Raw genomic sequence first — 7,500 nt, 5'->3', positions numbered from 1 at the left:
AGATAGATTGTTTTTGTTCATTTTTTTTTTGATGCTTTTGGAGTAATGATATCTTCTTTTGAATCTATATTATCAGTTTCTATTTTTTTGGTATTACTTAATATATTTTGGCTATTTAAATTCAAAGATTGTTCTTGTTTTAATGCAATTGTTAAATCGTCAATTTGTCGATTCTTTTGTCGAATTTCTGATTCTAAATGCTCTATGTATTTATCGATATAACTGCTATATTGGTTATTTAATGATTCTGTTTTGTTTGTCGATTTTTCATCAAATTTTGTCGATTCTTTTGTCGTTTTTTTATTTAAAATTGTTTTTAGATAATCTATTGTATTATCATCTATTAATGATTTGTTACCTACTTTGTTTACCTTCAAATTTGAAGGTAAACTTTTTAAATGATAATGAATTGTTTGTTTAGAGACATCTAAAAGTTCAGAAACTTCCTTTACAGTTTTCATCAAATAACTGGGTCTCCTTTACTTTTTCATTTTTTGTAAAAACGCTTGACGTTCTTCTTCTGTATACGCAGATGTCTTAGATGTGGTTGGTTCATAAGTGTTATTTTTTAACCATTGTGGCGTCATTTCACGGCTTATATATTGTTTTGGTTTGCCTGTACTTATCATATTAGATTGTCGTTTCGAATGAATACGTTTCTCAGGTTCAAAAGAAAATTCTAACCATTCAATCTTTCGTCCTTTTTTAGCTTTAATTTTATTAATATTGAGATTTTTAAATAAAAAGCCTAATTCTTTAATTATTGGTTTAAATACATACTTATCAATTTCACTCATTCGATAACTTTTCGGAATATCTAAACGTTCTCTGAAATCATTAATTTGAATTTTGAAATATCCTGTATGTTTATATTGCTTTAGTAATCTAAACATATTTTTTGCATAAGTTGATTTTAGTTGTGTCATTTCCTGTAGTTCAAATTTAGTGAAATCAGCAGTAATTGAATTGAGTATATGCTTCAAATCATTATTAACACTAATATGTCACTTTGCTTGATATATGAGAATTATTTAACCTTATAAATGAGAAAAAAGCAACGCACTTTAAATAAGATACGTTGCTTTTTCGATTGATGAATACCTATAATTAAACTATTCATCTATTATTTATGATTTTTTGTATATACAATATTTCTAGTTTGTTAAAGAGAATTAAGAAAATAAATATCGAAAATAATAGAGGGAAAATCAGTTTTTGATATCAAAATTATACATGTCAACGATAATACAAACTATAAGATGATATCAGTATTTATTATGCATTTAGAATATTAAAATTCCTTCATTACACTCTTGGCGGTTTCACTTATCAACTTATCATTTGGCTTATCACTTTTATTGTCTTTATTCGTAAAAATGACTAAAACAATAGGTTCAGATTGGCCCTTAGGATAAACAAAAGCAACATCATTTCTAGAAGCATATGTTATTGCTTGACCACTTTTATCAGCAACCTTACAGTCTTTTGAAACACCGTCTTTAATTAAAGTATCTCCGCTTTTATTATTTAACATTAAATCAAGTAAGAATTTTTTGTTTTCTTTGCTTAATTTTCCATTTGCGATAAGTTTATTTAAAGTCTTACCGAAAGCAGCAGGTGTTGAAGTATCTTTTTTGCTCTTTGGTGAATAATAATTTAATTCTATCTCATATCTAACTGGATTTGTTACTTTATCTCCTAGTCCTTTTAGACGTTGTTTAACTTTTTTGATCCCACCGATCTCTTTTATAATTTTATTGTTTGCTGTATTATCACTATATGTCATTGAAGCCTCAATAAGTTCTTTTAAAGTGATATCTTTTCCTACATATTTTTCTAAAATAGGAGAATAAGCAACTATATCATCTTTGTTAATATGTATTTTTTTATTTAACTTATTATAAGGTACTTGTTCTAACAAAATAGCACTATTTATCGCTTTTGAAGTCGAAGCATAGGCAAATCTCTTATCTGAATTAAATTTTACTTCCTTACCACTTTTAGTATCTAAAGCATAAACACCAATATGAGCATTATATTTTTTTTCTAAATCATTTAACTCTTTGGCATGTGGACTGTTTGAATTACATGCACTTAAAACTAAAGCAATTGCAATTAAAAATATTAACTTTTTCAAAATAAACCCTCCAATATTACAAATGTAATTTTTACGAATATATAATATTACATTTGTAATATTTGTGTCAATTATTTATTATAAATATTTGAAAGAAGGTGTCAAAATGGCTAAATTACTAATAACGAGCGTAGTAAGCTTTTGTTTTATATTTCTATTGTTAGTATTTTTTAAGTACATATTAAAACGCTATTTTAATTATAGTTTAAATTATAAAGTTTGGTATCTAACAGTGATTGCTGGATTAATACCTTTTATCCCAATTAAATTCTCTTTTATAAAATTTAATAATGTGAATAATCAAGCGCCCACAGTTGAAAGTAAGTCACACGACTTGAACCATAACATAAATACCACCAAACCTATTCAAGAGTTCACAACAGATATCCATAAGTTTAATTGGGATTCAATTGATAATATCTGCACAGTTGTTTGGATAGTTTTAGTTATTATTTTAAGTTTTAAATTTTTGAAATCCTTATTATATCTTAAATATTTAAAGAAACAGTCACTTTATCTAAACGAAAATGAAAAAAATAAAGTAGATACGATACTTTTCAACCATCAATATAAAAAAAATATTGTGATTCGAAAAGCAGAGACTATTCAATCTCCAATAACTTTTTGGTATGGGAAATATATTATTTTGATTCCTAGTTCATATTTTAAAAGTGTAATTGATAAAAGACTAAAATATATAATACTGCATGAATATGCTCATGCTAAAAATAGAGATACTTTACATTTAATTATCTTTAATATCTTCTCTATTGTTATGAGTTACAATCCATTAATACATATTGTAAAAAGAAAGATAATTCATGACAATGAAGTAGAAGCTGATAGATTTGTTCTTAATAATATTAACAAAAATGAATTTAAAACTTATGCGGAATCTATTATGGACTCCGTATTAAATATTCCATTTTTTAATAAAAATATATTAAGCCATTCATTTAATGGTAAAAAGTCATTACTCAAAAGAAGATTAATTAATATAAAAGAAGCCAATTTGAAAAAACAGTCTAAATTAATTCCAATTTTTATTTGTATTTTTACTTTTTTGCTCATAGTAATTCAAAGCCAGTTTTTGATGGGGCAATCCATAACTGATTATAATTATAAAAAGCCCTTACAGAACGATCACCAAATTTTAGATGAAAGTAAAAATTTTGGTTCAAATAGTGGATCTTTCGTCATGTACAGCATGAAGAAAGACAAATACTATATTTATAATGAAAAAGAAAGTAGAAAAAGATATTCTCCTGATTCAACTTATAAAATTTATTTAGCGATGTTTGGACTTGACCGTCATATCATAAGTGATAAAAATTCACGTATGTCATGGAATCATAAACATTATCCTTTCGAGTCTTGGAATAAGGAACAAGATTTAAATACAGCAATGCAAAATTCAGTTAATTGGTACTTCGAACGTATTAGTAATCAAATACCAAAGAACTATACTGCGGCTCAACTCAAGCAATTAAATTATGGTAATGAAAATTTGGGAAGTTATAAAAACTATTGGATGGAAGATAGTTTGAAAATATCTAATCTTGAACAAGTAATAGTTTTTAAAAATATGATGGAACAAAATAACCATTTTAGTAAAAAAGCAAAGAATCAATTATCTTCTTCATTATTGATTAAGAAAAATGAAAAGTATGAACTGTATGGGAAAACAGGTACAGGTATAGTAAACGGGAAGTATAATAATGGGTGGTTTGTAGGTTACGTAATTACAAATCATGATAAGTATTATTTTGCTACACATTTATCAGATGGAAACCCGTCTGGGAAAAATGCTGAATTAATCAGTGAAAAAATATTAAAAGAAATGGGTGTTTTAAATGGCCAATAAGCAAGTTGAAATATCTATGGCTGAATGGGATGTTATGAATATAATATGGGATAAAAAATCAGTATCAGCTAATGAAATTGTAGTTGAAATTCAAAAATATAAAGAAGTTAGCGATAAAACAATTAGAACATTAATCACAAGACTATATAAAAAAGAGATTATAAAACGATACAAATCAGAGAATATTTATTTTTACTCATCAAATATTAAAGAAGACGATATTAAAATGAAAACTGCTAAAACTTTTCTTAATAAACTGTATGGAGGGGACATGAAAAGTTTAGTGCTAAATTTTGCGAAAAATGAAGAATTAAATAACAAAGAAATTGAAGAATTGCGAGACATTTTAAATGATATTAGTAAAAAGTAATTAGAGATATGTTTCAAACATTATACATATGTAAACTATACTTGACTCTTATTAAATTAGTTTTGTTAATAACATTTAAAATATATTAGTAAAGATGAGAGTGTACATAAAATAACCATTTTCTGTACACTCTCTTTTTATATCTAGATATATAGCTAGTATACATATTTTAGTGTTCAATAACCCAACAGAAAATCTATGTTCATAAATATGGTTAGAATTAAGTTATGGTACAATGAAAATCTACATAGGAGGTTTGTATTTTGAAAATAGGTTATGCAAGAGTCTCAACTGGTTTGCAAAATTTGAATTTGCAGGAAGATCGATTAAATCAATATGGTTGTGAAAAGATATTTAGCGATCATATAAGTGGATCAAGAAGTAAACGTCCTGGTTTAGATAAAGCTATTGAATTTGCGAGGTCAGGAGATACGATTGTTGTTTGGAGACTAGATAGATTAGGACGTAACATGGAAGATTTAATCACATTAGTTAATGAACTTAATAATCGAGGCGTGAGTTTTCATAGTTTAGAAGAAAATATAACAATGGATAAATCAAGTTCTACAGGACAATTGTTATTTCATTTATTCGCAGCATTTGCAGAGTTTGAACGTAATTTAATTTTAGAACGTTCTTCAGCGGGGCGAATGGCAGCTCGTGCTAGAGGACGCTATGGAGGTCGACCCGAAAAATTAAATAAACAAGATTTGACTTTACTCAAAACACTTTATGATAATGGAACCCCGATTAAAACTATTGCAGAGCAATGGAAAGTTTCACGTACAACAATCTATCGTTATCTCAATAAGTTAAATAACCAAGAAAATAAAGATAAATAAAAAATATTACTGAGTTTTAAGAAAGATAAAAGTTAGACAGGATACACCCTAATCATACAAAGAGAGTTATTGAATTTATAATAACTTAAACGTATGATTAGGGTGTATATTAATTGTGGAGTGAAAATGAATGATTATAGGTTATGCAAGAGTATCTTCGGTAGATCAGAATTTAGAGAGACAGCTAGATAATTTGAAAACATTTGGCGTAGAGAAAATATTTACAGAGAAACAATCGGGAAAGTCAGTAGAAAATAGACCCGTATTTCAAGAAGCACTTAACTTTGTGAGAATGGGCGATAGATTTGTAGTAGAATCGATTGATCGCTTAGGTCGTAATTATGATGAAGTGATTAACACAGTTAATTATTTAAAGGATAAAGAAGTTCAATTGATGATTACTAGTTTACCTATGATGAATGAAGTGATTGGTAATCCACTATTAGATAAATTTATGAAAGATTTAATCGTTCAAATCTTAGCAATGGTTTCAGAACAAGAACGAAATGAAAGTAAACGTAGACAAGCACAAGGTATTCAAGTTGCGAAAGAAAAAGGTGTGTATAAAGGACGCCCTTTACTATATTCACCTAATGCTAAAGATCCTCAAAAACGTATTATCTACCATCGTGTTGTTGAAATGTTAGAAGAAGGCAAAGCAATTAGTAAGATTGCGAAAGAGGTTAATATCACAAGACAGACAGTTTATAGAATTAAAAATGGTAAGGGATTATCTTGATAAATGGATTGTTAATGCAAATGAGATCTTCTCACAGCGTCCTAAATTATATGTTATTCATCTATTATGAGATTCTAATAATAAGACAAGAAAAGAGAGTGCGAATTCGCACTCTCCTTTTGTGTAGTACTATTGAAATTTTGTCTTAAAAACGAACGTAATTTAGAAATAATATTTATTGGTATTTCAAGAATATATATATAATTATTTACTAAGTCCATTTAAAAAAATTTGAGAGAACTTGTTCATAAGTTTAATTCTTTCATTAATATTTTGTTCATGTGTAAAGGTAACAATTCCATTAACAGCGTTTGCTGCTATTTTACTAACAGCATTAACATCATTAATACACCATTCGCCATTTAAATTACCCTCCTTAAAAATTACATGATAAGCATCTATATATTTGTTTTCTAATTTATTCATTTTTTCATTAATGCTATTAGTTTTATAATATTCAGTGCAAAATTCAATTATTGCGTTTTGAAGTGGATAATAGTATTCGGTTGTTAAAGATAGTTCATTATATAAATAAAATTTTTCTCTATTAGTTTTACATTTGATTTGTTCCTTTTTCCACTGTTCTTGCCATTTAGATTCTTCTATATTTAAAATTTCTAAAAATAGATTTTCTTTTGTTTTAAAGTGATAATAAAGATTCCCTTTACTACTTTCTGATAATTTAACAATTTCTCCAGTAGTAGTGGCATTATATCCATTTTTTATAAATAATTCCTTTGCGACACCTAGTATTTTATCTTTCAAGTTCATCACGCCTTTAATGAGTATTAAGTACTATCAATGATAGCACAAAAAATTCAAAGAATAATTGTATAACACAATACAGCCATTTAAATTTCGCAAGATTTTTTGTTGTAATATGTAAAAAAATAGATTACAATCCTTATAGACCGATCGCACGGTCTATAAGGATTGGAGGGAACTTAAATGATTTCATTTTTTACAAAAACTACTGATATGATGACATCAAAAAAAAGATGGACTGCACTAGTAGTATTAGCTGTTAGTTTGTTTGTTGTTACAATGGATATGACAATATTAATTATGGCTTTACCGGAATTAGTAAGAGAGTTAGAGCCTTCTGGTACCCAACAGTTATGGATAGTTGATATATACTCTCTTGTTTTAGCTGGCTTTATAATTCCATTGAGTGCCTTTGCTGATAAATGGGGAAGAAAAAAAGCATTATTAACTGGATTTGCTTTATTTGGCCTCGTTTCATTAGCTATATTTTTCGCAGAAAGTGCAGAGTTCGTAATAGCTATTCGATTTTTACTTGGTATTGCAGGTGCTTTAATAATGCCAACTACTCTTTCAATGATAAGAGTAATTTTTGAAAACCCTAAAGAAAGGGCCACTGCATTAGCTGTATGGTCAATCGCTTCATCGATAGGTGCTGTTTTTGGACCAATTATCGGAGGAGCTTTACTTGAGCAATTTTCATGGCACTCGGCATTTTTAATTAATGTACCGTTTGCGATAATAGCAGTTGTAGCAGGTTTATTTTTATTACCAGAGTCTAAGTTA

General features: G+C 27.6%; 9 protein-coding genes. 5 read left to right on the top strand and 4 right to left on the bottom strand.

Going from position 1 to position 7,500, the window contains the following annotated elements; genetic code table 11:
• Positions 1–17: 17 nt before the first annotated feature.
• The 3 genes from IEZ21_RS46660 to blaZ form a co-directional block, all read right to left on the bottom strand.
• Positions 18–461 carry a helix-turn-helix domain-containing protein gene (locus tag IEZ21_RS46660; RefSeq protein WP_002500636.1) on the bottom strand — a complete coding sequence of 148 codons (444 nt, stop codon included), beginning with the start codon at positions 459–461 and terminating at the stop codon, positions 18–20.
• An 18-nt stretch (positions 462–479) separates the two neighbouring features.
• Positions 480–1,001: a replication initiation protein gene (locus IEZ21_RS46655; protein ID WP_213089444.1), complete on the bottom strand. Its 522-nt coding sequence runs from the start codon at positions 999–1,001 to the stop codon at positions 480–482.
• A 290-nt stretch (positions 1,002–1,291) separates the two neighbouring features.
• Positions 1,292–2,137 carry a penicillin-hydrolyzing class A beta-lactamase BlaZ gene (gene blaZ, locus IEZ21_RS46650; RefSeq protein ID WP_000733268.1) on the bottom strand — a complete coding sequence of 282 codons (846 nt, stop codon included), beginning with the start codon at positions 2,135–2,137 and terminating at the stop codon, positions 1,292–1,294.
• A gap of 106 nt (positions 2,138–2,243) precedes the next feature.
• Between blaZ and blaR1 the strand changes: the two genes are divergently transcribed.
• From blaR1 to IEZ21_RS46630, 4 genes are all read left to right on the top strand, one after another.
• On the top strand, positions 2,244–4,001 hold the full coding sequence (gene blaR1, locus IEZ21_RS46645) for a beta-lactam sensor/signal transducer BlaR1 (protein ID WP_189327875.1): 1,758 nt from the start codon (positions 2,244–2,246) through the stop codon (positions 3,999–4,001).
• Positions 3,991–4,371 carry a penicillinase repressor BlaI gene (blaI, locus tag IEZ21_RS46640; protein ID WP_001284653.1) on the top strand — a complete coding sequence of 127 codons (381 nt, stop codon included), beginning with the start codon at positions 3,991–3,993 and terminating at the stop codon, positions 4,369–4,371. Before blaR1 ends, blaI begins: the two co-directional genes overlap by 11 nt.
• Positions 4,372–4,634: 263 nt before the next feature.
• Positions 4,635–5,213 carry a recombinase family protein gene (locus IEZ21_RS46635; protein WP_001829991.1) on the top strand — a complete coding sequence of 193 codons (579 nt, stop codon included), beginning with the start codon at positions 4,635–4,637 and terminating at the stop codon, positions 5,211–5,213.
• Positions 5,214–5,343: 130 nt separating this feature from the next.
• A complete protein-coding gene (locus tag IEZ21_RS46630; RefSeq protein WP_000583537.1) occupies positions 5,344–5,952 on the top strand; it encodes a recombinase family protein in 609 nt (202 codons plus the stop codon).
• A gap of 204 nt (positions 5,953–6,156) precedes the next feature.
• Here the strand turns inward: IEZ21_RS46630 and qacR are convergent, their stop codons facing one another.
• Entirely contained in the window at positions 6,157–6,723 is a 567-nt protein-coding gene (gene qacR / locus IEZ21_RS46625; protein ID WP_001832666.1) for a multidrug-binding transcriptional regulator QacR, read from the bottom strand.
• Positions 6,724–6,900: 177 nt separating this feature from the next.
• Here qacR and IEZ21_RS46620 point away from each other — a divergent pair.
• On the top strand, positions 6,901–7,500 hold a 600-nt coding region (locus IEZ21_RS46620), incomplete at its 3' end, for an MFS transporter (RefSeq protein WP_189327874.1).

This window comes from Streptomyces flaveus, from assembly GCF_014647675.1.
Taxonomy (GTDB): Bacteria; Actinomycetota; Actinomycetes; order Streptomycetales; family Streptomycetaceae; genus Streptomyces; species Streptomyces flaveus.
This window is presented reverse-complemented; position numbering and strand designations above follow the sequence as displayed.

Bases quoted from the DNA above. Each gene is read 5' to 3' on its own strand.
- IEZ21_RS46660 (WP_002500636.1), bottom strand. From the start codon at position 461: ATGAAAACTGTAAAGGAAGTTTCTGAACTTTTAGATGTCTCTAAACAA.
- blaR1 (WP_189327875.1), top strand. From the start codon at position 2,244: ATGGCTAAATTACTAATAACGAGCGTAGTAAGCTTTTGTTTTATATTT.
- blaI (WP_001284653.1), top strand. From the start codon at position 3,991: ATGGCCAATAAGCAAGTTGAAATATCTATGGCTGAATGGGATGTTATG.
- IEZ21_RS46630 (WP_000583537.1), top strand. From the start codon at position 5,344: ATGATTATAGGTTATGCAAGAGTATCTTCGGTAGATCAGAATTTAGAG.
- qacR (WP_001832666.1), bottom strand. From the start codon at position 6,723: ATGAACTTGAAAGATAAAATACTAGGTGTCGCAAAGGAATTATTTATA.